The organism is Dyadobacter sp. CY323 (genome assembly GCF_021390245.1).
Taxonomy (GTDB): Bacteria; Bacteroidota; Bacteroidia; order Cytophagales; family Spirosomataceae; genus Dyadobacter.
In genome coordinates, this window is sequence record NZ_JAJUXH010000028.1 from 13,431 (window position 1) to 37,322 (window position 23,892).

The following is a 23,892-nucleotide window of genomic DNA, read 5'->3' on the forward strand; positions in this document are numbered from 1 at the left end:
GCTGGTATGTTTATTGTTTTACCAAAATTGATGGTTACCCTGCATTCATTCGCAAAAGGCATTAACATGACAAAATACTTCGCAATTACGTTGTTTTCGATTTTCACTTTTTTTTCAAATATCCAGGCTCAAACTGTTCATCCCGTCCCACTCAAAAACGTCAAAACCTCGCAGGGTTTCTGGCATCAGCGACTGGAAACTGCCCGAAATGTAACGGTACCGCATTCACTGCGTCAATGTGAAGAATCGGAAAGGATTGACAATTTTGCAGTTGCAGGCGGTCTCAAAAAAGGCGTGTTCAAAGGTGTGCGTTTTAATGATTCCGATGTCTTTAAAGTAGTGGAAGGTGCCGCATATGTTCTTCAAAATCAATACGATCCGAAACTGGATAAATACCTCGACAGCCTCATTACCCTGTTCTCAGCAGCCCAGGAACCCGACGGTTATTTGTACACCATCCGGACCATTAACAAAGACACAACCGGCGCCTACGACTGGATCGCCGGCCCATACCGGTATTCGTTCGAAAACGGCAGCCATGAGCTCTACAATGTGGGGCACCTTTATGAAGCAGCCATTGCACACTACGAAGCCACCGGCAAAAAGTCATTACTGAATGTCGCCATTAAAAACGCGGATCATCTTGTCAAAACATTCGGCAACAAACCGGGACAGTTGGTGGTGGTACCCGGTCACGAGGAAATCGAAATCGCATTGATCCGGCTTTACCGGGTTACAGGCAAAAAAGAGTACCTGGACCTTTCCCAGTTTTTCATCGAAATGCGTGGCCGATCCGATAAGCGCTCCTTATATCTCGACGAGCATAAATTAGGTCCCGCCTATTTTCAGGACCAGGTTCCATTTGTCAGACAAAGAGAAGCGGCAGGTCACGCCGTCCGCGCGCAATACTTGTACACCTCAGTCGCCGATCTCCTGACGATCCGGGACAATCCGAAGATGAATATGGCCCTCGATTCGATCTGGGAGGACGCTACGTATCGGAAACAATACATTACCGGCGGAGTCGGTGCCCGCGAGGATGGCGAAGCATTCGATAAACCTTATATTTTGCCAAATGATAATGCATATGCCGAAACCTGTGCGGCGATTGCGAACCTGCTTTGGAACCACAAAATGTACCTGAACACCGGTGAGTCCAAGTATATGGACGTATTCGAACGAACCCTTTATAATGGATTTCTGGGTGGAATGTCAGTAAAAGGCAACCAGTTTTTTTATGTTAATCCGATGTCTTCCGATGGGAAAAATGATTTTGGAAAAGGTGAGGGAGCGATCCGGCACGAATGGTTTGGTACAGCTTGTTGTCCGAGTAACGTGGCGCGTTTTCTGCCGTCGATGCCGGGATATATTTATGCTACAAAAGGCAATGAGCTGATTGTTAACCTTTTCGCTGATACGGAAGCAACTCTCACCGTGAATAATGCTCCGGTAAAAATAGATCAGGACACCAATTATCCCTGGGAAGGTTCGATCAAAATCACCGTTTCACCCGAAAAACCTGCCAACTTCCCGCTTTCCATACGCATTCCAGGCTGGGCAACCGGGGAAGCAATCCCTGGGAGACTTTACACCTACACCGATAGTACCTCCAAGCCCATTTCTCTTCTTTTAAATGGTAAAAAAACAACTGCATCCATTGAAAGAGGCTATCTGAGACTGATAAGGAGCTGGAAAAAAGGGGATGTGATCGAACTGGTTCTGGATATGCCGGTGCGGAAGGTTTTGTCTGATAAAAAAATCAAAACCAATCAGGGGAAATTAGCCATTGAGCGCGGTCCGGTACTTTATTGTGCGGAAGGTCACGATAACAATGGGAAAGCGTTAACGATCCCCATCAGCCAGATTGACACCTTTACACCTCATTATCAGAAAGATATGCTCGGCGGAATTAATCTTTTGAGATCATCCGACAGCAAGACGACATTGATACCGTACTACGCGTGGGCAAATCGCGGAGCAAATGAGATGACCGTGTGGTTCAACACAGCACCTTGAAAACCACAACGCCGGGATGGGGCTTCCCATATTTATGGGTACAAAAATCTTCATTAGCAGGTGTCCGACCCCTCTCTTCCGGCTTTTCGCATTTGGTATGGTTTTTACAACTGAGCGGGTCGAAGAATGAAATTTCATTCAACTAACCATCACTTTAATCAACATTAAAAATGAAAGCGACTAAGAGCAAAGCCAATCAGATTACGGAAACGGATAGCGCGAAATTGAAAGAACTTTTTGTAGACGGATTGAAAGATATTTATTGGGCTGAGAAGCATTTGGCGAAAGCCTTGACTAAAATGTCGAAAAATGCGACCTCTGAGGAATTGAAAGCTGCATTTGAACAACATACAACTGAAACTGAAGAGCAGGCTACCCGTCTGGAAGAAGTGTTCGGTATCGTAGGCGAAAAAGCGCAGGCTAAAAAATGCGCCGCAATGGAAGGTCTCATTGAAGAAGCAGAGGAAATTATCAGCAGCACCGAAAAAGGAACGATGGTACGCGACTGCGGCCTCATCATGGCTGCCCAAAAAGTGGAGCACTATGAAATCGCCTCTTATGGTACTTTGCGCAATATCGCCCGGACTCTGGGTTATACGGATGCCGCGGATCTGTTGCAACAAACGCTGGATCAGGAAGGTGAAACCGACCAGAAATTAACAGAACTTGCAGAAACGTATGTGAACGAACAAGCGAGTGCTGAATAAGGTTAAATAAAACATAAAAAGACCCGGCTGGCAAAACCAACCGGGTCTTTTGTATATAAATGAATATCAGGCAAGATTTAACTTTCCATGATCCCCGCCCTCCGGAGTGGTGCCCGTTAAAACCGCTTTCAGCATGGAGAAGAAAACAACCATTTTCGATGAGGTGCTATCCCAGTAAGCTGCTTCCTCAGTAGTCACTTTTAATACTACCAGATTCGGATCTTCTTTTCCCTCGGGAAACCATGCTTTGGACATCGGGTTCCATAACTCTTCTTTTTTTTGCTCACTTTCCACGATCGCGGCATTTCCCGAAACACTCAGGTAAGTGTTATTTTTTGGATCAGAGTAAATCAACGTTACCGCCTCTCCCTGATCTGTTTTGCCGCCAATTTCAGTATTACGGTTAGTGAAAAACCATACATTCCCATCCGCGTCGATTTCAAGTGTGGTCATCGGCCGCGATTCAATGCGCCCGTTTTCGTAGGTGGTATACATACAAAAACGGATGTCTTCGGCCAGTGATTTCAGTTTTTTGGTTGCGTCTTTATCTGCTAAGTCCTTTTCCATAATCGTTTATGTTGAATCTTTTGAAAATCATTTCGTAAAAGATCCTTAAAACAACTATTCCATCCGACCGGCCGGACTTATCCGCGCATCAGTTTTTCGTATTCCTTTTGAGCGATCGTCTGCTCATCCAGATTGCGGTAGGCTGTAAAGTAGTGCATCGCAAGTCCAATCCCCCAACCCAACATCGGAAATACCGGCCAAGGAAATACGTCATTTCCAAACGTAGCAAAATTGGTTATTGCGTAAATCAACCATAAACCTGTGTTGATAATAAGGTACGAGCGCAAATGCATTTTGAAAGCAGCTCTTCTTTTCGCTTTTCTCCAGACCTGTTCGTTTCTCGGCGTTTCCATAAATTCCTGTGTTTTGGTAGAGGTTAATGCTTATTTCAAATAAATAACTGACTGCCAGTTAATTCGTTATTTAAATGTAGCTGGTGTAACTCCCTTTTCACACCCAATCCCGACGGAGTTGAGATTTACACGGATGAAGCATCGAAATGCCCGGACAAACCGAAGACATTCCCATTAAAATTCCAGGCGATAGTTCAGGATCGGCAATAGCCCGGTCTGCGTCGTAATTTTTACCAGGTCTTTTTTCACATCATAACTCTGGTTAAATGCATTCAGCCGATTGCTGACATTTTGAATATCCAGCGAAAGTGTGGACGTTGTGCGTTTTTTGTTTTTGGTATAACTCACCCGCAAATCTGTACGGAAATAATGCGGCAATTGCTCCGAGTAGCTTCTCGACCAATCACGAACGGTTTTTCCTTCTGCTCTCGACTTTTCCAGATCCACCGGCGTTACCCGGTTTCCGCCGGCACCGAGTATTTTGATGTTGGCAGCGAAAATGTTTGTTTTATTTTTCCCAACCTTCCATTCTTTCCCGGCAACCAGATTTTGCACAAACTTGCCATTGAACCGGCTATCACGTTCCACGCCATCGCGCGCGGTATATTTGGATTGATAAAGAGATGTAGTGCTCATGAAATAAATCCCGTTTGTAAGCGATTTTTCAACCGTTAATTCCAACCCGTAACTTCTCCCTTTTCCTCCGCTAACCAGAGAATCGCTGCCAAATCCTTCGATTTCATTGAGTTGTGAGTCAAACAAAAGATAGGGTGTGGTAGTATTTGGCGGGCCAATGGGCACGTGATAGTGATGCTGGTAGTAGGTTTCAGCAAGAATGCGCCAGCTTGCCGACGGACGTAATTCATAACCCGCCACCATATGCGCCGATTTCATCAGTTTCAGGTTTTTGTTCAAAAGGTCCGTTTTACCGTCACCCGTATTCACCTGTGCAAAATAGGTGGAAACCGATTCCGTCTTACTATGCAATCCACCGCCCAAACTAACCGTCGATTTGGGAGCAACCGACCATTTCAGTCCCACTCTCGGCTCGATTGAAAATTCATTGTTGAGCCCCAGCAACATTCCGTGCAGACCGACATTCATGGTTACTGTGGGAGTTACCCGTGTTTTCCATTGCGCATAGGCCTGAAAAAGCTGCGTATTTCCTTTTTGATCCACATTCACTTTGGACGGACCATCCTCATTATCACGATCAAATAAGTTGAAATCGAGGTGGTTTACGATAATTCCGAGGCGCATTGTGTTTCTTGCATTCAGCTTGTAGTTATATAAAGAAGAAATGCGCAGCGCCTGGTTTACAAAGTTCTGACTCTGGCTGGTTTGCTTTTCTTTGTCGAAATACTCGTTGCTTTGCAATGTGGCCGAATAGGAGACGATATTTTCCAGGTACGATTTACTATTGAGGTACCGCATGTAATTCACACCTGCAATGCCTCTGTTCGATTTAAAAACCTCTTTTTCGCTTGGATCGTCGATGGCAGATGTGCTCAGACCGCCCATTCCCCAAACCGTCACTACCGCCTTTTCATCATAAGGAATGTATAATTTAAATGCACCATCCTGAAAATCCGTAGAAGCATCGCCCTGGATGTTGACGCCGATTTTATTTAAAACAGAAAGTGTCGAATACCTGTAATTGGCAAGATAAGATGCGCCACCTTTCGCGCCGATCGGCCCCTCCGCCGCGAAATCGAGACCCAAAACGCCCGCCTGCATGGCATACTCCCGTTTTTCATTATTTCCTTTTCTGAGTTTCAGGTCAAAAACCCCGGAAGTTGCATTGCCATATTCAGCCGGGAATGCCCCGGTCAGGAAGTCCGAGTTGCTCAGGACATTGGCACTCAATGCACTGATACCGCCACCACTCGAACCTTCCGATGCAAAATGGTTTGGGTTTGGGATTTCCACCCCTTCCATTCTCCAAAGCAATCCTTTCGGACTGTTACCCCGGATGATGATCTGATTGCTCCCGTCATCATTCGTCGCGACACCTGCAAACGACAATGCCATACGTGCCGGATCGTTCACTGCGGCCGCAAAACGTTTGGTTTGATCCACGGTAAACGACCTGCCGCTCACACTGACCATATCATTCAGCGGCGCACCATTCTCCTTCTGCGCTTTGATAACCACCTCATCAAGAGATTTAAATGATTCTGTCAGTTTGATATTCAATTCCACTTCCTTCCCGGAACCGACATTGATTTCCTGAAGAAAGGCATCATCGTAACCGATGCTCGTAATTTTAATGGAATGGCGACCGATCGGCACCTTTTCGATCCGGAAGTTCCCCTCCGCATCCGTGGCACTTCCCATGATCGGGTTCAATGAAGTAATGATGACGTTTGCACCGATGACCGGCTGCTGGGATTCCGTATCGATCACGCGACCTTTAACGGTTTGTGCAGGCTGCTGCGCCTGGGCCGGCCGCGCCTGAGCCGGCCGCGCCTGTGCAAGGGCACAGTAGGCCGAGGCGATTAAGATGAAGAAGTATTTTTTCATAGCTAGTTGTTTCAATTCTGACAACCTAACTATGGCATACCCTAAAACGGCAGGGGAAAATTATTTGGCGGTGGTCGGTGGTCGGCTTTCGGCGGTCGGCGGTCAATCGTCAAAAACGGCCATCGACCATCAACAGCCTCAATTCCACTCCTCCAACCTATACGCACTATCCCAAAACACATATTCCAGCCGTGATGCAGTTTTATATGCCTGGATCATCTGCTGCCTCACCTGTTCCGATGCATTTTCCGCGAGCTGGTCGCAGAGGTTGATCGCTTTTTGTACCGAATTCGCGAAATCTTCTCCGGAATAGGCATTGATCCAATTTTGGTATGGATTGGGAAAGACCTGATTTTCACTGATGTAGTCCCCTATTTTTTTATAGATCCAAAAACAGGGCAACAATGCTGCTACCGAGACCTCATAACTCTGAAAAGCACTGACAGACAGCAGGTAATGCGTATAAGTAAAACATCCGGGAGATTTCCCACCGTCAAAACCGATCGCATATTCATTAAAATAACCCAAATGCAACGCCCGCTCGACGAGAATCGCATTTTGGGCGAACTGCAGAAAATCCAGTAACTCGTGACTGCTTCCGGACTTCGTGCCGGTAACTGCCAGCGCTTTCGCAAAATCCGCCAGATAAAGCGAATCCTGATAAATGTAGAATTTGAATTTCTCAACCGGCAGCGTTCCTTCTTTCATTTCCTGATTAAACGGATGAAGTAAAATCTGCTCGTAAATGGGCAATGCATTTTCCCAGAGAAGGTCTGTGAATTTCATGGTATAATCTGCATGGGTAGTGGTGAGAACGAATGATTGAGTGGGCCGGGACCGGATCCGGTATTTACATTTTTACCTGCTTCAATCGCATTGGAAATGTATCCTTTCGCAAAAATGATCGACTCTGCCAGCGAATTCCCTTTTGCTACAAAAGTGGCAATGGCCGACGAAAGCGTGCAGCCCGTACCGTGCACATTCCGGCTATCAATGAAATCGCTTTCCAGGATCAGGGTTTCTTCATCTTTTTGGGCAAAAACGTCGGATAATGTCGGCGTGGAGAGATGTCCGCCTTTCAATAACACCGCCCCACAACCTTTTGCTACCATTTCTTCGGCAGCCAGCTTCATTTCATCCACCGTCTTTATGTTACGGGAAATTAAGATCTGACCTTCGTCCAGGTTTGGCGTGATCAAATGCACTTTGGGGAAAATCTTGTCCCATAGCGCCTCAATCGTCTCATCCTGAATCAATTTCGATCCACTTGTCGATACCATAACCGGATCAAAAACGACAAATTTTGGCTGATAGCGATCCAGTATTCTGGCAATAACCATGGCAACTTCCACCGTATTCACCATCCCGATCTTGACCGCATCCACCGTTAAATCCTCGAATATGGCTTCAAGTTGTTCCATTACGAAAGCGGGAGGTACCGGATGTATTGCCCTCACTCCCAACGTGTTTTGCGCGGTTAATGCGGTGATTGCAGACGCTCCGTAAGCTCCCAGGGCTGCGATGGTTTTCAAATCGGCCTGAATTCCGGCGCCGCCGCTGCTATCTGAGCCGGCGATTGTAAGTATGGTTGGGTAACGTGACATATCGTTATTTTAAAGTCATTTATTGTCACTTTTTGTCATTGGTTGTTTTGTCTGAGGAACTAGTAGAGCTATGGGATCTGCATGGCATTTTTGAGCCTGAATGCGGCTTCATAGGGGGAGGTAGCGCTGCAAATGGCCGAGACGACGGCGATAATTTCAGCCCCGTTCGTGACTGCTTCACGGATATTGTTGCCATTCAACCCGCCGATCACAGCGATTGGCTGCGTACTGTTTTGTTTTACCCATTTGAGACCGTCCATTTCCCAAGGCTTTTCGAGATCCGTTTTGGTCTGCGTCGAAAAAAGCGGGCTGACTGCCAGATAAGAAATATCCCATTCTTCCGCCTCCAGTACATCCGCCTGACGTTCCGCCGAGATACCGATTATTTTCCCCGGAGGAAGTATTTGATTTACCAGCTCAAAAGGCATATCACTCTGCCCGATATGGATACCGTCCGCATCCACGGCCAGAGCTACATCCACCCGGTCGTTGATGATTAAAGGGACATTGTAAGGTTTCAAAATGTCTTTTAAGCGTTTCGCCCGGTCTATAAACGCGCGGGTCGATAATGTTTTTTCCCTGAGCTGAACCATCGTGACCCCACCCTGCACAGCTTCCTCCACCACCCAATAAAAATCGCGGCCAAGGCAGGCGGCTTCGTCGGTAACCAGGTAAAGGTGCAGGTTTTTGTCCGGAGTTGTCAGGGATTGTTCGGGGTTGTTTGGCATTTGGTCAGGGGTTGTTGTGTGGTAATTTGGACTTAGGGTTGTTAACCTCACCTCACTTCCGCCATTTCCGCCAGCTGGGCCGGGGTTATTTCGGCGAGAGAGTCAAGAAAAGCGATTTGGAATGAACCAGGGGATTTTGCATTGCTGAAAGCGAGTTCGCCGCATACGCCCATGGTTACCGCTGCTGAAACGGCGGCTTCAAATGGGTCCTGAACGATGGCCGCGTAGGCTCCTGCAATGGCCGATGCCGAACATCCCATTCCCGTCACTCTGGTCATCAACGGCACACCATTTGAAACATAGGCAATGCGCTCGCCACTGACAATCACATCCGTGGCACCGCTCACACTTACCACAGCCCCAAAACGCTTCGAAAGCGCCCGGGCGGCGTCAATGGTATCGGTAGAACTGGCGGTACTGTCGACCCCTTTTGTCTGGATGCTCGCCCCGGCCAGTGCAAGGATTTCCGAACCATTCCCCCGGATGATCGTTGGCCGAGCCGCCTCCATCAGGCTGGTCAACACATGATTGCGGTATGGAGTAGCACCTGCGCCTACAGGGTCAAGCACGATCGGCTTGTGCTGATTTGCTGCGGCGGTCATCGCCAGCTTCATTCCTTCGACCCAGAGAGGAGCCAGCGTACCAATGTTTACAACGAGCGCTCCGGCAATGGCTACCATATCTTCCACTTCCTCCAAAGCATGCGCCATGACGGGTGACGCACCAAGTGCGAGCAGCGCATTGGCAGTATAATTCATCACCACGAAATTCGTAATGTTATGAACCAGTGGCGAAGAAGCCCTGAGATTCAGCAGATTTGTTTGTAGTTGAAATTCCATGTTCTGATGTTTGAATTTTACAGAATAGAATGACCCCGGGCAGAAACTTTAACATGCAAGAACGAGCTGCATGTTATTGAAAGTGAGAAAAGACCGTATCGATCTTGCATTCGCTTTTTCCTACGACAGTACCAACTGTGTCAGGTTCGGAGGGTATAAATCTCAGTCCTTTTTGGACACCCCTAAAGCCATTCTTAGCTGCGAATGTAGTAGTTTTGGATGGTTTATAAAAAATTCTGCTCACCAGACGATGATTAAAGCTGCAATATTTGACATGGACGGATTACTGATCGACTCCGAGCCGATCTGGACCGAGGCCGCCCGCGAAGTGATGCAAAAGGTCAATTTTGAAATTTCAGATGCATTAAAACTGCAGACTACCGGGCTGTCGATCAAATTGTTCCTGGATTTTTGCCACAAGATCCAGCCTTGGAATACACCGAGCTTTGAAGAACTCGAATCGCTCATACTTGAAAAAGCTCACCGGGATATTCTCGCCAATGCAGTGGCCATGCCGGGTGCGATTGCATTGGTCAAACAACTGAAAGCCACCGGACTGATGCTCGCAGTCGCCTCGGCCTCACATATGGATCTGATCGAAGGTGTTTTGAGACGATTGGAAATTATTGACTATTTTGACACCTGGCATTCGGGCGAACTGGAGGAATTCACCAAACCACATCCGGCGGTATATCTCTCTACTGCCAAAAAGCTGGGCGTACTACCGGAAGAATGCATTGCATTCGAAGATTCGCACGCCGGGCTGCGGTCGGCACATGCGGCTGGAATGATAACGATTTCGGTCCCGGCCATGGAAGTTTACGACGATCCAAAATTCAATCTGGCACATTATAAGATCAATTCTCTGGAAAAATATATATTGAGTGAAATGTCGGGTGTTCCTCAAAACACCTTTGAAAACTAACCCTGAATCCTCTTACTGAACTCAATGATCGGACTCCGGCACTTCAGCATAATGATCATGATCAGGATCGCGGTGATCGTCCTGAGCGTAATCGCCTTGGCGTGGCTTGCATCCAAACACACCAATGAAACGCTGATATATGTGCTGGGGACGATCTTCATTTTTGTTCAGGCATCACTTCTGTATCAGTATGTTACGAATGTAAACCGCAAGCTGACGTACTTTCTTGAATCGGTCCGTTATTCTGATTTTACGATCAATTTCAGGTCAGATAACAAAATGGGCCGGACCTTCAAAGAACTTAATCAGCAGTTTAATGAAGTTTTACATGCATTTCGTCAGGCACGGGCTGAAAAGGAAGCGAACCTGCAATACCTCAATACGATCGTGCAGCATATCGGCACCGGCCTCATTACATTCGACGCCACCGGGCAGGTAAACCTGATCAACAATGCCGCATTGCGCATGCTAGGCATTTACCGGCTGCACCAGCTTGGTGAGCTGAAAGACAGGCACCCAAGGTTATTTGAACTGCTGTCAAACCTCAACAGCGGCGTCCGCGAATTGTACCGTACCCCTTCCGACCAACCGCTGGCTTTGCAGGGGGCTGCCATTCAGTTGCGCGGCATGTGGGTTAGGATTGTGGTTTTACAGAATATCCAGACGGAATTACAGCAACAGGAAGTCGAATCCTGGCAAAACCTTACCCGTGTTCTCCGCCACGAGATCATGAACTCCATGACGCCGATTGTTTCCCTCGTGGGTACTATGAGGCTGATCGTCAACGAAGATATCGAAAAGTCGACCAGCGACCAGGAAGCTGTTAACGACCTGAAAGAGGCTCTATCGACCTTAGAAAAGAGAAGTAAAGGAATGATGCAATTTGTAAATGCATACCGCGATTTTACTACTTTGCCTAAACCCGTTTTTGCGAATCTGAGCGTTGCCGAGCTGTTACAGGAAGTTTTACAATTGCTGCAAACCGACCTGACGCACTCTGGAGTACTCTGGAGAATCACCGTCAAACCGGAAACATTGATCGTAAAAGCCGATGCCAGCCAGATCCAGCAGGTATTGATCAACCTCGTAAAGAATGCCTCGGAAGCTTTTTCCACTCAAACAAGCCGGTTAATCACATTAAATGCCTATCAGGCCGATAGTACGGTGATGATCGAGGTGGAAGACAATGGCGATGGAATTGAGCCCGAAGCGATGGAAAACATCTTTATTCCTTTTTATACCACCAAAAAAACCGGCTCCGGTATCGGACTAAGCCTTTCCCGCCAAATTCTGCAACAACACAATGGTCAGCTTAATGTCGCCTCGGAGGTGGGAAAAGGTACACGCTTCACGCTGATGATCTGACAACGGATCCACATTCCGGTTAATCCACTCAATAAAATCTTACTGTGATTTCAAATCGTATATTACAACGGTTTGATTTCCGTTAATGTCCTGGAAAAAAAGATATGATTATGAAAAAATATGTGTGGTTGGGGTTGGTTGCTGCAACTGTTTTTTGTTGTAAAAATTCAGGGGTTGATAAAAAGGACGAAGGACTGAAATACAAGGAAACCGTGACGATCAACGATGTCCCAAAAGCTACTCTGACGTTTTTTGATGTCGTCGACAGTCGTTGTCCCGAAGGTGTAACTTGTATCTGGGGTGGAAATGCAACCGTTGATCTACTGCTATCCGGCGTGACAACCGAGGGAGGCGTCAATGAACATGTTAAACTGTGTATCGGTACCTGTGATGCAAAAGTGGCGGGAGATACGCTGGTCCGAAATTTCGCCGGGCAGCAATACCGCTTTGTTTTGCAGGATGTAAAACCTTACCCGAAAGTGGAGCAGGGTAAAAAGGAAGACTACCGTATTTTGCTGAAAATCGAAAAAAAATAGAGAGAGACTTGGCAAGTCTTCAAGACGGGGTCGCCCAGACTTGCCAAGTCTGAATTTAAAAACTTCCCGATCACGCCAATTTACTTTTCCGATACCCGTAGCTGAAATAAATCACCAGCCCGATCGCCAGCCAGATCGCGAAAATCAGCCAGTTGGAAGACCCGAGTTCCGTCATCAGATAAAGATTCGTCAGAATCCCGGCAACCGGTAAAATCGAAAAGTTATTCTGAAAGCTTAATATCGAAAGCGTAACCCAGACAATCCAAAAAACAATGGTCAGCAGCTTATGCTCAATGGTTTCAGCGAAAGTCAGCGCCGCCCATTCCGCAATTACTTCCTGTCCGTAGATTGCCAATCCGGCAATTGCAAGAATGAGCGAAATGCCCACCAGGTACTTGCCATTTAAATAAGGCACCCTGAACTTAGACTGCGCAGAAATTCCGGTATGATCGAGGTAAAGTACACCTGCACAGACCAGTATGAATGCAAAAAATGTTCCCACGCTGGTCAGGTCGACGAAAAAGTCCATTTTAAAAAATAAGGCGGGAATCCCCACTACAAATCCGGTAACGATCGTGGCGAAAGAAGGTGTCTGATATTTTGGGTGGATTTTCGAAAAGCGTTTCCATAGTAGTCCGTCCCGGCTCATAGTCATCCAGATCCGCGGCTGGCCGAGCTGATAAACCAGCAATGCACTGGTAATGGCGATCACCGAGCTCACCGATATAATCCCCGCCATGAAATCGAGGCCATTTTTTTCAAAAACAAATGCGAGCGGATCACTCACTTTCAACTCCGAATAATTCACCATTCCGGTGAGTACCAACGTAATGAGTACATATAATACGGTACAGATCACGAGGCAATAGATCATCGCTTTGGGCATATCCCGCTGCGGGTTTTTACATTCCTCCGCGGTTGTCGAAATGGAATCAAAACCAATGAACGCGAAGAAAACAGAAGCAACTCCGCCCATCACACCTTTTATTCCATTCGGAGCAAATGGCGACCAATTTTCCGGTTTTACATAAAATGCGCCGGCAAAGATCACCAGCAAAACAACACCTATTTTAAGCACAACCATGATGTTACTGGCCGTTCTGGACTCTCGTATACCAATATAAACCAATGCCGTAATGAGCAATGTAACCAGTCCCGCGGGCAGGTTCAGCATAATGTGAAAGTCGCCGATGGTAGGTGCCGATTCGTAAGCTGCTGCTGCAAATTTTTCGTAGATACTCATTTCAGATGCTGCCGCACTATGCAGTTTCGCAAATGCCTCCGACGCCGTTTCCTGATTAACAGTAAGCCAGCCAGGCAATACGATCCCGAAACCTTTCAGCATTCCGGTGAAATATTCTGACCATGAAATCGCCACCACCATATTGGACACTGCATATTCGAGGATCAGCGACCAGCCGATGATCCACGCGAACAACTCACCGAATGCAACGTAAGCATACGTGTAAGCACTACCGGACACCGGAACAGTGCTCGCAAATTGTGCGTAGGACAAGGCCGTAAAAACACATGCGATAGCAGTAAAGATGAAAAGAAGCGAAACTGCTGGTCCGCCATTATAGCTCGCGACCCCGATTGTACTGAAAATCCCTGCTCCGACAATAGCTGCAATACCCAAAGAAACCAGGTCCCTCACACCCAGTATTTTGGCCAATCCACTACCCTCAGCGGAGTTTGCATCTTTAAGAATCTGATCAACTGTTTTTTTCCGGAAGAGAGAGGAATTTTGTTTCATGAAGGGGTGGTTTTCCGTAGCGCGTTTTGATTAAGACATGGCTAAAATAGTGATATTCTCAACTTATCTCCCAATGCATTAAAAATTTGTTCTGTTAATCCCAAAATTTCAATATAAAATTCTTGTTTTCGAAATCAAACCTGCCAACATTGCAATACTGACCTGATTTACCAAATTTTTACTCTCACCTCATGCCATGAAACTGACCCTGACATGCCTGTTAGCCACCCTACTGACTTTCGGAATACAGGCACAAAATATCAAAGCGTACACCACAGCCCAAGCCCATTCTCATAATGACTATGTACGCAAACGACCTTTTTACGATGCCTATGAACAACAATTCGGCTCCATTGAAGCCGATGTGCATTTGGTAAACGACACCCTGTACGTGGCGCATGATTCAAAAGAGATCAACCCCAATAAAACGCTTGCGGCCCTTTACTTAACACCCATCCAGGAACAGGCCGACAAAAACGGAGGAAACATATACCCTCAAAAAAATGTCCACCTGCAATTGCTGATCGACCTGAAAACGTCCGGACCCGAAACGCTGGCCGCATTGGTCAAAGAACTCGAACCCTATAAAAAAGTACTTGCTCCATCCGGGCTGGTTACCGTCGTTGTGAGCGGAAATGTTCCCGATCCGGCAACGTTTGAAAACTATCCGGACTACATCTTTTTCGACGGTCGCCCTGAAAACACTTATACTCCGGCCCAGCTGGCACATATCGGACTGATCAGCCAGGCATTTCAGAAATATTCAAGATGGAACGGTGAGGGGCCGCTCCTTGAAAAAGAAAAAAAGAACATCCAAAAAATGATCACGCAAACGCATGATCTGGGAAAAAAGGTGCGGATCTGGGCGACGCCCGACAATATTAATTCGTGGAAAACAATGATGTCTCTCGGAGTAGACTATTTGAACACAGATAAAGTATTAGAAATGGGCGACTATTTACGCACCGCTCCGAGGTAACAAAACTAACCACCCCCTCATGCCTGTTGATCAAACCACGTCCCTCAAAAAAGTTCTAAAACCAATCCATCTTTGGGCAATTGCCGTCGGGCTCGTGATCTCGGGCGAGTACTTTGGCTGGAACTATGGCTGGGGTGTCTCTGGGACCGTCGGGTTTCTGATCGCCACACTTGTCGTGACGGTCATGTATGTAACCTTTATTTTTAGTTTTACCGAACTTACTACCTCCATTCCGCAGGCGGGAGGCCCATTTTCATACGCTCACCGGGCATTTGGCTGGTGGGGCGGGCTCATTGCCGGGTATGCAACCCTGGTTGAGTTTCTGGTAACTCCGCCGGCCATCGCATTTGCACTCGGCAGCTACTCGCACTTTCTCTATCCGTCACTGGATGTGCTGCATGTAGCGTTTGCTTGTTACGCGATCTTTATAGTGATCAATTTATTGGGAATCAAAGAGTCTGCGACGTTTTCGCTGGTCGTGACTTTGCTGGCGGTGATCGAGCTATTGATTTATATCGGCATTGTCGCGCCGCATTTCAGCTATCAGACTTTCGTTACAGATCCGATGCCGTTTGGCTGGCCAGGCGTTTTTGCCGCATTACCATTCGCGATCTGGTTTTACCTTGCTATTGAAGGTGTTGCGATGGTCGCGGAAGAAGTGGAAGATCCAAAACGCACCATTTCGAGAGGTTACATTTATGGGATATTAACATTGGTCATTTTAGCCCTGGCTGTGATGATCTTCACCGGCGGCATTGCGAACTGGAAACTTTTAAGTGAAATTGATTATCCTCTCCCCGCCGCATTGGGCATTGTGCTGGGTCGCGACAGCAGCCTCACCCAGCTTTTTGCAAGTCTGGGCCTTTTCGGGCTGATCGCCTCGTTCCATGGGACCGTTATCGGCTATTCCCGTCAGATCTTCGCCCTGGCAAGGAGTGGTTACCTGCCTTCTTTTCTGGGAGAAGTAAATGCAAAATTTCAGACGCCACATTGGGCATTGCTGGCTGGCGGTGTGGCCGGATGTGCTGCATTAATGCTGGGGACGACGGATCAGGTGATCATTCTGGCGGCTTTGGGCGCAGTTGTGATGTACATGATCAGCATGGTTTCCTTGTTTGTTTTGAGAAAAAAAGAACCGGCCCTCGAACGTCCCTTCTCAGTTCCACTTTACCCGTTCTTCCCCGCAGTTGCTCTGATATTAGCAAGCATTTGTCTGATCGCCATCATTTATTACAACTTCGTAATGAGCCTCTGGTTCTTTGGCGGGCTGATTGTCGTTACAATTTTCATTGTTCTCACCGGTCGGCATAAAGTTTTATGAAGTTGCCATCGTAGAAATTTTCCATGACTCAGTCTAAAAAGCGGATGCGGTCATTCGGGAATTGTAGTAGAACCTTTGTAAAATTTATAAGTACTTGTGTCAGAATGGTTTTTATATTTTTTTTGGATAACTTTCGTGTCACGAACGGTTACTAAATTTTAAGACTTGCATGGTTTGTACATTGTAATTAATTCGTATATTATCCTGCATTAGTTACATCCGACTGGTTCTTTTCGCAAATCCTAACTCTACAAAGTTCAGCTTCGGCTGGGTATTTTTCTAAGTATGAATATATTAATAGTTGAGGACGATTTCATCATTGCAAAACATTTACAATTCCTGCTTAACGGATTCGGCTATGAGGCCAACGATATCGCGACAGATTATGAGACGGCCATTGGACTTTTAAATACAAAAGTTTTCCACCTGGCTGTGCTCGACATCAATCTGAATGGGTATCAGACTGGTATTGATCTCGCCGATCACATTCGCGAAAACCTGGGAATTCCTTTTCTATTTCTGTCTGCACACGATGACATCGCGGTGGTAAATGCTGCGCTGCAATCCGCACCGCATGCCTTTTTGCAAAAACCTTTTCAGAAAATTACGGTCTATACCGCCGTAAAGCTGGCACTGAAGAATTATCGTCTGGCCGCATTGGCAGGAGAAACAGACATGCCGGAAAAAGAAGATACTACGGTAATTAAGGATGCTTTGTTCATTAAAGAGAAGCATATGTTTACCAAAATACTTCTCGCCGATATTATGTACATCCGTAGTGATGACAACTATCTCGAACTACATACCGTCAAGAAAAAATATACGATCCGGGAAACGTTGAAAAATATGATCCAGCAGCTACCGGTAAATTTCTTCTTTCGCGTTCATAAATCATTCATTATCAATTTGAATGCTATCACTGCAATCGATTATGTACATGTGATGATCAATGATATCGAGATACCGATCACCAATGACAACCGGACCGAATTACTCAGCAGGATTAAAACTTTTTCCTGAGTCCGAGCACTAACCCCAATATTTCGCAGGGTTCACCCCTGAAAGGTTGACTTTCGCCCCATTAATTTGCGGACCTTACCTTGTCGAACTAATTTCATGACACGTAATCCTCTTCTCTATTAAGATAACAGCCGCAGACATTGCCTGGATTTCAATGAAAAATATTTTGAAGTCCAGGCATCCATTTTAATCTAAATTTCGTATCTGTTTTATATATTGAGATTTAAACAAAAAATATAATTATGCGCACATTGCGTGCAAAACCTAAACTAAATCTAACATAAGTTTGAATTAAATATCGTTGAGAATAATTAAACATCCCTGGGACACTATTCCTGGGATGTTTTGTTTGATATTACTCTGAAAATCGAGATTAAAACGATCAGGGATAAAGCAGGTATTTTTTTCTAAACTCTTTATAATGAGATAATCCCGACTCCCAGCTTTTCCGGATTTCGTCTTCGGATATACCCGCGATAATCTGCTTTTTCAGGTTTTCCGTTCCCGCAAGCTTATCTATGCTGCCCATTTGTTTGCTTTGCGTCATATCGAAAAACCGCTCTTTTTCCGGATACGATTTGTACATATCCATCAGCCATTTCAAATTCAGCTTACCTGACTTTCGAATGTCCTTCATATCATATTTCCTCAGGTCCAGGCCGTAACATTCCGTGTCCATGTGCAGTGGTGTTTCACTCATTCCCTTTATGCTTTTAGGCGTAAACACGAAGTCATATTTTCCTTTCAGTTTCGGAGCTCCGAGCACTGTAAATGGCATATAAGTTCCCCGGCCCTGGCTCACGATCGTACCTTCAAACATACAGATATGCGGATAGAGCATGATCGATTGTTGCGTATTCAGATTGGGCGACGGCATAACCGGCAGGTTATATGGCATGTCATGCGTGTAATTTGCTACCTTGATGATTTTAAGCTTGCATTGCATTTTGTTGGGCAGCCAGCCTTCGCCGTTGATCATTTGTGCAAGTTCGGCAATGGTCAGCCCATGTGAAATGGGAATGGGATAAATTCCGATCCCGGAATGCAGGTGGTCTTCGAGTATCGGCCCGTCGATCAGAAATCCATTCGGATTGGGCCGGTCGAGGATCAGCATTTCCTTTCCGGTTTCAGCACAGGATTCCATGACGTGCCCCAGCGTGTTGATGTAGGTGTAAAAACGAGCACCCACATCCTGAATGTCAAACACGATCAGGTCCAGACCAGCCATTTGCTCCTTGGTCGGCCGTTTCAGCTTCCCGTAGAGCGAAATTGCCGGAATACCCGTTTTGGGATCTACACTATCACTCACCTTATCTCCATTACTGGCCGTCCCGCGAAATCCATGCTCCGGCCCAAAGATCGTCACGATATTCACCCCCAATGCGTGCAGGCTGTCGACAATGGGCGTGCTGCCGATAATGGAGGTCTGGTTCACCACGATACCCACTTTTTTACCTTTCAGATAGCTCAGATATTCCGAAGTCTGATCGGCACCGGTGATCAGCTTTTTGGCTGCTTCATCTTTTGACAAATTGCTTATTGAATCGTTGGAAGTTAGCAGCGGGCTTTTCTGTGAAGAAGAATTGACGCAGTTGCTGAGCAGGCAAATGGCTGCGGTTATGAAAAAGAATGCTTTCATTGGTCAGGATTTTGTTGGGCTAAAATAGATGATTTCTAGCCACTAGAACAAATTCATTTGCCCACCACGCATAAATTGCGTCGTACTCAATGGCCGTATTTCCCGGTCTTTGAAATACTTCCGGCAGGCCAGGTCATGCAGCTGCCTGATATGCTCTGCAAAATTACCTTCCCCCACCATCCTGACTCCAAATCTCGAATCATTAACCTGTCCGCCGTGACATTCCTTGATCTGGTTTAAAACTTTCGAAGCTTTGTCGGGAAAATGATGGTTCACCCATTCATCGAACAAGGTCGCAATCGCCCCATTCAACCTGACGATGGTATACCCGGCCCAAACAGCACCATTTTCCGCAGCTGCTTGTATAATTGCCGGGATTTCGTGGTCATTTAGGCCGGGGATAATAGGTGCAGTCATGACACCCATCGGTACGCCGGCCTCATGAAGGGTTTTAACAACTTGCAACCTGCGCTTGCCTGTTACCGTCCGTGGTTCGAGTGCATGCCGCAGGTCTTCATTTAAAGAGGTAATGGAAACGGCGCCGTGCACAAGATTCAGCTTGGCCAGTTTTTCGAGGAGGTCCACATCACGTAACACCAATGCATTTTTTGTCAGCACACTTACCGGATTACGATAACGCAAACAAATCTCAAGAAGCTGCCGTGTTAACCGGTATTTCTTTTCGCCCGGTTGGTAGCAATCGGTGTTTCCGGAAAAATGAATGGTGGTAGGTTCCCACTTTTTAGAGTTAAAAAGCTTTTCCAGCAATTGGGGGGCATTTTTACGGACAATGATTTTAGTTTCAAAATCCAGCCCAGCGGAATATCCCCAGTACTCATGCGAATTGCGGGCGTAACAGTAAATGCAGCCATGCTCGCAGCCGCGGTACGGATTAATTGAATGGAAATTTGGCATATCCGGACTGTCGGAAACGCTCAGAAGCGTTTTGGAAGTCTCCTCAATAAACTGGGTTTTAGGATTCATTTCTGGCTCTTCCCATTGCTGCCAGTCTTCCGAAGTATACTCTAGTTCATGCTTGAAAAATTTGTTGTGGGGGTTGATCGCCGCACCGCGCCCCCGTGCCCTGTTGTCCATTTGTTGATGATTTTCATTGTTTGATGAAGTGTTTAAATACTTGGCAAGTCTTGAAGACGGGGTCGCCTAGACGTGCCAAGTATAATCGGTATTATTTTATTTAATATACCTGAAATCCTCGTCTCCTTTTAAAGAAAGAAGCACATCGTACATCAGCTGAATTACATTTTTAACATCCTCTTTATGAACCATTTCTACCGTAGTGTGCATATATTTTAATGGTAATGAGATCAATGCGGATGCAATGCCTTCTGTTGAGTAGGCAAACGAATCGGTATCCGTTCCGGTGGAGCGGCTCACTGCCTGGCGCTGGAATGGGATTTTTTTCTCTTCCGCTACCCTGATCAGCATTTCACGCACATTGTTCTGCACCGCCGGCCCGTAACAGATCACGGGTCCATTTCCGCTTTTCAGGTCACCTTGCTCCTTTTTATTGTACATCGGAGACTGCGTATCGTGGGTAACATCGGTAACAATCGCCAGGTCCGGTTTCAACCTGCGGGAGATCATCTCCGCGCCACGCAGACCAATTTCTTCCTGAACCGCATTTACCAGGTAAAGCGTAAAAGGCAATCTCACATTGTTTTCATGAAGCATCCGGGCAACCTCAGCAATCATGAATCCTCCCATCCGGTTATCCAATGCGCGTCCGAGGTAATATTTCTCATTCAATTCATCGAGTCCATCGGCGAAGGTTACAACCGTTCCTACGTGGATTCCCATTTCAAAAACCTCTTCTTTTTTTGCTGCCCCTACATCGATAAACAGTTCATGGACTTTCGGTACCACATCTTTTGCAACATCCCTCACGTGGATCGCGGGCCAGCCGAATACACCTTTCACAACACCTTTTGCCGTGTGCAGGTTAACCCGCATCGACGGTGCTATTGCGGCATCCGATCCCCCATTACGGCGGACGTGGATATACCCGTCATCGGAAATGTAATTGACGAACCAGGAAATCTCATCCGAATGCGCTTCGATCACCACTTTGTAATCTTGACCCGGACCGATCACACCCACCGCAGTTCCGTACGTATCAACGATCTGCTCTTCAATATAGGGTTTCACATAGTCCAGCCATATCTGCTGACCACTCGCTTCGAAACCTGTCGGCGACGCATTATTCAAATACTTATAAAGAAATTCTCTGCTCTGATCTGACATACTCGTTGTTTAATTTTCGCAATAAAACTGATTTTGAAAGTCGCTGATTTCCAGCAATGTATTTTCACAAATACCGCCAGAAAGCCCAGAAACGCCTGTTTTTTAAATACTCGGGGTTACCCTGATGCTGGTAAGCTTCTCGTTCAAAGGAAATATGAAGATATGCTAAATAATGTTTTTTGTACTGGATCAGCCGGATTAAATATTCGGAGAAATACCAGATGTAAAAAAACAAAATACCCAGTTCCATCTGCTGTTTCAAATGGATCCGCTCGTGGTTGAGAAAAACCCAGCCGGGTGACTTGTGCTTTGAAAAAATAAAAGGAAAAAACGCCATCCCCTCTACCCAAAGGAAGGAAGTATTGAGTAAAAAGCCTTTGAATTTCATGTTGGGAGCGGTTGGCTATTAGCTGTTAGCTGTTAGCCGTTAGCTATTATTATGACTTTGTTGTAAATGTCACGAAATCGGTAAAAAAAAGCTAAAAGCTAATGGCTAATAGCTAACAGCCAAAAAAAAGGATCGCAATGCCACTAGGCATGCGATCCAACTTTATTCAAATTAAAATTTATTCCAGAAAACGGCTAATATCCAGTACTTCGAATTCCATTACACCGGCCGGCACTTTGATTTCGGTTGTTTCTCCAACTTTCTTGCCTAGTAAACCTTTACCGATCGGTGAACCAACCGAGATTTTCCCTGTTTTCAGGTCCGCCTCTTCTTCCGATACCAGGGTGTAGGTCACTTCCATCCCGTTTTTGCGGTTTTTTATCTTCACTTTTGAAAGTACAGAAACCTGTGAATTATCGATCGACGATTCGTCAATCACGCGGGCCGTGGACATGATCTCTTCCAGCTTCGCAATTTTCATTTCGTGCATTCCCTGAGCATCTTTCGCTGCATCATACTCTGCATTTTCACTCAGGTCACCCTTATCCCGCGCTTCTGCAATTTGTCGTGCAATCTCCGTGCGGCCTTTGGTTTTCATTTCATTCAGCTCATTCTTTAGCTTATTTAATCCTTCTTCCGTATAGTATGAAATTTTAGCCATGACCCTGTTTGTTTATAAGTCTTATTAAATTTTGAATTTTTGATAAAAAAAAAGAACGGCTCTAAGACCGCTCTACAAGAGTAATACACTCGTAGTAGAAGGCTAGAAAACCTCGTCTTTTCGGCTGCTATTTGATTTCAAGTTCACCATATTTTTCTTTCACGAACAACAAAAATAACAATATTTGTGAATGGTAACACCATTTCCATCCAAATGACAACACGACCATGTCAAATCCATTGAGAATTATTTTTATGGGAACACCGGAATTTGCGGTCCCAAGTTTACAAAGTCTGGTCGAGGCTGATTCTAATGTTGTAGCCGTAGTAACTGTTCCCGATAAGCCCGCCGGAAGAGGTCAGAAGTCGACAGCCTCACCCGTCAAAATATATGCTGAACAGCGTGGAATCCCTGTTTTGCAGCCTGAAAAATTGAAAGACCCCGCGTTTCTGGAAGCTTTGAAATCGTATGATGCGGACTTGCAGGTAGTGGTTGCTTTCCGGATGTTGCCAGAAGTAGTTTGGAATATGCCCGCAAAAGGTACGTTCAATCTGCATAGTTCGCTTTTGCCGCAATACCGCGGGGCGGCGCCGATCAACTGGGCGATTATCAACGGTGAAACGGAAACCGGCGTGACTACTTTTTTCATTGAAAAAGACATTGATACCGGCAAGATCATTTTCCAGGAAAAAGAGCCGATCCTGCCAACAGACAATGTAGGTACCTTATATGAGCGACTCATGTTGAAAGGAGCCGGGCTGGTAGTGCGGACTGTGGAAGCCATTGAGTATGGCAATTACCCGCAACAGCCGCAACAAGAAGCGGAAGTACTGAAATCGGCACCGAAAATTTTCCGCGAAACCTGTGAAATCAACTGGAACAAGCCGGCTATCGAAATTCATAATTTTGTCCGCGGATTGTCGCCTTACCCAGCGGCCTGGACAATATTAAATGGACTTTCCTGTAAAATATTCGAAACGAGTGTGATCGAGAGCAGTGAGGAGGCGAATCCGGGCGACTTCCGCACAGATCATAAATCCACACTTCATTTCAAAACTTCGGATGGATGGCTCGCCATTGAAAACCTGCAGCTCGAAGGAAAGAAACGCATGAATACAGGCGATTTTTTAAGAGGATACCGTCTCGGCAACCAATAATACCGCATTATGCTACTATCTATTATCGTCGCTGTTTCAGAAAATGGCGTAATCGGCAAAGAAAATCAACTTTTATGGCGGTTGCCTGACGATTTGAAACGTTTCAAACAGTTAACCCTGAACCATCCGATGATCATGGGCCGGAAAACGTTTGAATCCATCGGCAAGCCACTTCCTGGACGTACATCAATCGTCATCACCCGAAATCCGGGCTTTACATTTGACGGCATTATTATTGTGCATTCCTTGGAAGATGCCCTAGCAAAAGCCGCTGAAACAGGAACTGACGAGGTTTTTATCATTGGCGGGGGTGATTTGTATCAGCAGGCACAGCCCATTACCGACCGGCTGTATGTTACAGAAGTAAAAACGGTGATCGATGGTGACACCTATTTCAAAATCGATAACCCCTCTGCCTGGGTTGAGGCAGAACGCATTGTTCATGAGGCAGATGAGCGACATTTATTCGAATTTGATTTTGTAAATTATTTTAAAAAGCAGGATTTATAAGTAATTTTGTGACTTGGTAACCCTCAGTGACTCTGA

At 46.1% G+C, this 23,892-nt stretch carries 23 protein-coding genes and 1 riboswitch; of the genes, 10 read left to right on the plus strand and 13 right to left on the minus strand.

Features of this window, described 5'->3' with window-relative positions; translation table 11 throughout:
- Nucleotides 1–66: 66 nt before the first annotated feature.
- Nucleotides 67–2,016, plus strand: coding sequence for a glycoside hydrolase family 127 protein (locus LZG72_RS26440; RefSeq protein WP_233878156.1), 1,950 nt, complete (start codon nucleotides 67–69; stop codon nucleotides 2,014–2,016).
- A 170-nt stretch (nucleotides 2,017–2,186) separates the two neighbouring features.
- Nucleotides 2,187–2,723, plus strand: a complete 537-nt coding sequence (locus tag LZG72_RS26445) for a ferritin-like domain-containing protein (RefSeq protein ID WP_233878157.1) — start codon at nucleotides 2,187–2,189, stop codon at nucleotides 2,721–2,723.
- Nucleotides 2,724–2,789: 66 nt separating this feature from the next.
- On the opposite strand, the gene LZG72_RS26450 is transcribed toward LZG72_RS26445, so the two are convergent.
- The 7 genes from LZG72_RS26450 to thiM form a co-directional block, all read right to left on the minus strand.
- Nucleotides 2,790–3,290, minus strand: a complete 501-nt coding sequence (locus LZG72_RS26450) for a pyridoxamine 5'-phosphate oxidase family protein (protein WP_233878158.1) — start codon at nucleotides 3,288–3,290, stop codon at nucleotides 2,790–2,792.
- Nucleotides 3,291–3,367: 77 nt separating this feature from the next.
- A complete protein-coding gene (locus LZG72_RS26455; protein ID WP_233878159.1) occupies nucleotides 3,368–3,643 on the minus strand; it encodes a 2TM domain-containing protein in 276 nt (91 codons plus the stop codon).
- A gap of 174 nt (nucleotides 3,644–3,817) precedes the next feature.
- Nucleotides 3,818–6,166: a carboxypeptidase-like regulatory domain-containing protein gene (locus LZG72_RS26460; RefSeq protein WP_233878160.1), complete on the minus strand. Its 2,349-nt coding sequence runs from the start codon at nucleotides 6,164–6,166 to the stop codon at nucleotides 3,818–3,820.
- A gap of 138 nt (nucleotides 6,167–6,304) precedes the next feature.
- The gene (gene tenA, locus LZG72_RS26465) at nucleotides 6,305–6,952 is read right to left on the minus strand and encodes a thiaminase II (protein ID WP_233878161.1); all 648 of its coding nucleotides are present in this window, start codon (nucleotides 6,950–6,952) and stop codon (nucleotides 6,305–6,307) included.
- Nucleotides 6,949–7,770 (minus strand): bifunctional hydroxymethylpyrimidine kinase/phosphomethylpyrimidine kinase, encoded by an 822-nt coding sequence (gene thiD / locus LZG72_RS26470; RefSeq protein WP_233878162.1) that lies wholly within the window; start codon nucleotides 7,768–7,770, stop codon nucleotides 6,949–6,951. The genes tenA and thiD overlap by 4 nt, the downstream gene beginning before the upstream one ends.
- 68 nt (nucleotides 7,771–7,838) lie before the next feature.
- A complete protein-coding gene (thiE, locus tag LZG72_RS26475) occupies nucleotides 7,839–8,498 on the minus strand; it encodes a thiamine phosphate synthase (protein ID WP_233878163.1) in 660 nt (219 codons plus the stop codon).
- A gap of 47 nt (nucleotides 8,499–8,545) precedes the next feature.
- The gene (thiM, locus tag LZG72_RS26480) at nucleotides 8,546–9,337 is read right to left on the minus strand and encodes a hydroxyethylthiazole kinase (RefSeq protein WP_233878164.1); all 792 of its coding nucleotides are present in this window, start codon (nucleotides 9,335–9,337) and stop codon (nucleotides 8,546–8,548) included.
- Between the two features lie 100 nt (nucleotides 9,338–9,437).
- Nucleotides 9,438–9,531, minus strand: a riboswitch (TPP riboswitch).
- Between the two features lie 56 nt (nucleotides 9,532–9,587).
- Here thiM and hxpB point away from each other — a divergent pair.
- From hxpB to LZG72_RS26495, 3 genes are all read left to right on the plus strand, one after another.
- A complete protein-coding gene (hxpB, locus tag LZG72_RS26485; RefSeq protein WP_233878165.1) occupies nucleotides 9,588–10,262 on the plus strand; it encodes a hexitol phosphatase HxpB in 675 nt (224 codons plus the stop codon).
- Between the two features lie 51 nt (nucleotides 10,263–10,313).
- Complete coding sequence (locus LZG72_RS26490; protein ID WP_233878220.1) at nucleotides 10,314–11,627, plus strand: PAS domain-containing sensor histidine kinase; 1,314 nt, start codon at nucleotides 10,314–10,316, stop codon at nucleotides 11,625–11,627.
- A gap of 110 nt (nucleotides 11,628–11,737) precedes the next feature.
- Complete coding sequence (locus LZG72_RS26495; RefSeq protein ID WP_233878166.1) at nucleotides 11,738–12,163, plus strand: hypothetical protein; 426 nt, start codon at nucleotides 11,738–11,740, stop codon at nucleotides 12,161–12,163.
- Nucleotides 12,164–12,233: 70 nt separating this feature from the next.
- Here the strand turns inward: LZG72_RS26495 and LZG72_RS26500 are convergent, their stop codons facing one another.
- Complete coding sequence (locus LZG72_RS26500; RefSeq protein ID WP_233878167.1) at nucleotides 12,234–13,919, minus strand: amino acid permease; 1,686 nt, start codon at nucleotides 13,917–13,919, stop codon at nucleotides 12,234–12,236.
- A 196-nt stretch (nucleotides 13,920–14,115) separates the two neighbouring features.
- On the opposite strand from LZG72_RS26500, the gene LZG72_RS26505 reads away from it, so the two are divergent.
- From LZG72_RS26505 to LZG72_RS26515, 3 genes are all read left to right on the plus strand, one after another.
- Nucleotides 14,116–14,898, plus strand: coding sequence for a phosphatidylinositol-specific phospholipase C/glycerophosphodiester phosphodiesterase family protein (locus LZG72_RS26505; protein WP_233878168.1), 783 nt, complete (start codon nucleotides 14,116–14,118; stop codon nucleotides 14,896–14,898).
- Between the two features lie 19 nt (nucleotides 14,899–14,917).
- Nucleotides 14,918–16,219, plus strand: a complete 1,302-nt coding sequence (gene eat / locus LZG72_RS26510; RefSeq protein WP_233878169.1) for an ethanolamine permease — start codon at nucleotides 14,918–14,920, stop codon at nucleotides 16,217–16,219.
- A gap of 285 nt (nucleotides 16,220–16,504) precedes the next feature.
- Entirely contained in the window at nucleotides 16,505–17,239 is a 735-nt protein-coding gene (locus LZG72_RS26515) for a LytTR family DNA-binding domain-containing protein (RefSeq protein ID WP_233878170.1), read from the plus strand.
- A gap of 382 nt (nucleotides 17,240–17,621) precedes the next feature.
- Here the strand turns inward: LZG72_RS26515 and LZG72_RS26520 are convergent, their stop codons facing one another.
- From LZG72_RS26520 to greA, 5 genes are all read right to left on the minus strand, one after another.
- Nucleotides 17,622–18,878 carry an exo-beta-N-acetylmuramidase NamZ domain-containing protein gene (locus LZG72_RS26520; RefSeq protein ID WP_233878171.1) on the minus strand — a complete coding sequence of 419 codons (1,257 nt, stop codon included), beginning with the start codon at nucleotides 18,876–18,878 and terminating at the stop codon, nucleotides 17,622–17,624.
- A gap of 42 nt (nucleotides 18,879–18,920) precedes the next feature.
- On the minus strand, nucleotides 18,921–19,973 hold the full coding sequence (locus LZG72_RS26525) for a PA0069 family radical SAM protein (RefSeq protein WP_233878172.1): 1,053 nt from the start codon (nucleotides 19,971–19,973) through the stop codon (nucleotides 18,921–18,923).
- Nucleotides 19,974–20,069: 96 nt separating this feature from the next.
- A complete protein-coding gene (locus tag LZG72_RS26530) occupies nucleotides 20,070–21,140 on the minus strand; it encodes a M20/M25/M40 family metallo-hydrolase (protein ID WP_233878173.1) in 1,071 nt (356 codons plus the stop codon).
- 64 nt (nucleotides 21,141–21,204) lie between these two features.
- Nucleotides 21,205–21,528 (minus strand): hypothetical protein, encoded by a 324-nt coding sequence (locus LZG72_RS26535; protein WP_233878174.1) that lies wholly within the window; start codon nucleotides 21,526–21,528, stop codon nucleotides 21,205–21,207.
- A 178-nt stretch (nucleotides 21,529–21,706) separates the two neighbouring features.
- Complete coding sequence (greA, locus tag LZG72_RS26540) at nucleotides 21,707–22,189, minus strand: transcription elongation factor GreA (RefSeq protein WP_233878175.1); 483 nt, start codon at nucleotides 22,187–22,189, stop codon at nucleotides 21,707–21,709.
- A gap of 227 nt (nucleotides 22,190–22,416) precedes the next feature.
- On the opposite strand from greA, the gene fmt reads away from it, so the two are divergent.
- Nucleotides 22,417–23,346, plus strand: a complete 930-nt coding sequence (gene fmt / locus LZG72_RS26545; RefSeq protein ID WP_233878176.1) for a methionyl-tRNA formyltransferase — start codon at nucleotides 22,417–22,419, stop codon at nucleotides 23,344–23,346.
- Between the two features lie 9 nt (nucleotides 23,347–23,355).
- Nucleotides 23,356–23,856, plus strand: coding sequence for a dihydrofolate reductase (locus tag LZG72_RS26550; protein ID WP_233878177.1), 501 nt, complete (start codon nucleotides 23,356–23,358; stop codon nucleotides 23,854–23,856).
- The last annotated feature ends 36 nt before the right edge of the window (nucleotides 23,857–23,892 follow it).

What these genes read in the sequence shown, in the direction of transcription:
- thiM (WP_233878164.1), bottom strand. Translation starts at nt 9,337, where the DNA reads ATGGAATTTCAACTACAAACAAATCTGCTGAATCTCAGGGCTTCTTCG.
- LZG72_RS26515 (WP_233878170.1), top strand. Translation starts at nt 16,505, where the DNA reads ATGAATATATTAATAGTTGAGGACGATTTCATCATTGCAAAACATTTA.
- LZG72_RS26550 (WP_233878177.1), top strand. Translation starts at nt 23,356, where the DNA reads ATGCTACTATCTATTATCGTCGCTGTTTCAGAAAATGGCGTAATCGGC.
- LZG72_RS26455 (WP_233878159.1), bottom strand. Translation starts at nt 3,643, where the DNA reads ATGGAAACGCCGAGAAACGAACAGGTCTGGAGAAAAGCGAAAAGAAGA.
- LZG72_RS26450 (WP_233878158.1), bottom strand. Translation starts at nt 3,290, where the DNA reads ATGGAAAAGGACTTAGCAGATAAAGACGCAACCAAAAAACTGAAATCA.
- LZG72_RS26530 (WP_233878173.1), bottom strand. Translation starts at nt 21,140, where the DNA reads ATGTCAGATCAGAGCAGAGAATTTCTTTATAAGTATTTGAATAATGCG.
- hxpB (WP_233878165.1), top strand. Translation starts at nt 9,588, where the DNA reads ATGATTAAAGCTGCAATATTTGACATGGACGGATTACTGATCGACTCC.
- greA (WP_233878175.1), bottom strand. Translation starts at nt 22,189, where the DNA reads ATGGCTAAAATTTCATACTATACGGAAGAAGGATTAAATAAGCTAAAG.
- tenA (WP_233878161.1), bottom strand. Translation starts at nt 6,952, where the DNA reads ATGAAATTCACAGACCTTCTCTGGGAAAATGCATTGCCCATTTACGAG.
- thiD (WP_233878162.1), bottom strand. Translation starts at nt 7,770, where the DNA reads ATGTCACGTTACCCAACCATACTTACAATCGCCGGCTCAGATAGCAGC.
- LZG72_RS26440 (WP_233878156.1), top strand. Translation starts at nt 67, where the DNA reads ATGACAAAATACTTCGCAATTACGTTGTTTTCGATTTTCACTTTTTTT.
- eat (WP_233878169.1), top strand. Translation starts at nt 14,918, where the DNA reads ATGCCTGTTGATCAAACCACGTCCCTCAAAAAAGTTCTAAAACCAATC.
- LZG72_RS26505 (WP_233878168.1), top strand. Translation starts at nt 14,116, where the DNA reads ATGAAACTGACCCTGACATGCCTGTTAGCCACCCTACTGACTTTCGGA.
- LZG72_RS26520 (WP_233878171.1), bottom strand. Translation starts at nt 18,878, where the DNA reads ATGAAAGCATTCTTTTTCATAACCGCAGCCATTTGCCTGCTCAGCAAC.
- LZG72_RS26500 (WP_233878167.1), bottom strand. Translation starts at nt 13,919, where the DNA reads ATGAAACAAAATTCCTCTCTCTTCCGGAAAAAAACAGTTGATCAGATT.
- LZG72_RS26495 (WP_233878166.1), top strand. Translation starts at nt 11,738, where the DNA reads ATGAAAAAATATGTGTGGTTGGGGTTGGTTGCTGCAACTGTTTTTTGT.
- LZG72_RS26525 (WP_233878172.1), bottom strand. Translation starts at nt 19,973, where the DNA reads ATGGACAACAGGGCACGGGGGCGCGGTGCGGCGATCAACCCCCACAAC.
- fmt (WP_233878176.1), top strand. Translation starts at nt 22,417, where the DNA reads ATGTCAAATCCATTGAGAATTATTTTTATGGGAACACCGGAATTTGCG.
- LZG72_RS26490 (WP_233878220.1), top strand. Translation starts at nt 10,314, where the DNA reads ATGATCATGATCAGGATCGCGGTGATCGTCCTGAGCGTAATCGCCTTG.
- LZG72_RS26535 (WP_233878174.1), bottom strand. Translation starts at nt 21,528, where the DNA reads ATGAAATTCAAAGGCTTTTTACTCAATACTTCCTTCCTTTGGGTAGAG.
- LZG72_RS26460 (WP_233878160.1), bottom strand. Translation starts at nt 6,166, where the DNA reads ATGAAAAAATACTTCTTCATCTTAATCGCCTCGGCCTACTGTGCCCTT.
- thiE (WP_233878163.1), bottom strand. Translation starts at nt 8,498, where the DNA reads ATGCCAAACAACCCCGAACAATCCCTGACAACTCCGGACAAAAACCTG.
- LZG72_RS26445 (WP_233878157.1), top strand. Translation starts at nt 2,187, where the DNA reads ATGAAAGCGACTAAGAGCAAAGCCAATCAGATTACGGAAACGGATAGC.